Raw genomic sequence first — 269 nt, 5'->3', positions numbered from 1 at the left:
CCCTGAACAATGTCGGCGGTCCCAGTGCAGGGATGATGTTTGCCCTGGGCATCATCGATACCCTCACGCCGGGTGACCTTACCGGCGGAAAGCACATTGCCGGCACAGGGACCATAACTCCCGACGGCGCAGTGGGAGCCATCGGTGGCATCGCCCAGAAGATGATCGGGGCCAAGCAGCAGGGAGCCACTCTTTTCCTCGCTCCGGCGGCTAACTGCGGGGACGTCGTGGGCCACATTCCAAACGGATTGCAGGTAGTTAAGGTTGAA

Annotated in this window: 1 protein-coding gene; it reads left to right on the top strand. The window is 61.0% G+C overall.

Going from position 1 to position 269, the window contains the following annotated elements:
• On the top strand, nt 1-269 hold a 269-nt coding region (locus tag SB724_RS20340), incomplete at both ends, for a S16 family serine protease (protein ID WP_410572686.1).

The sequence above is a fragment of the Bacillus sp. SIMBA_031 genome (assembly GCF_046535225.1).
Lineage (GTDB): Bacteria > Bacillota > Bacilli > Bacillales > Bacillaceae > Bacillus > Bacillus velezensis.
Note: the sequence above shows the minus strand (reverse complement) of the source record. Positions and strands in the feature narration are given on the sequence as shown.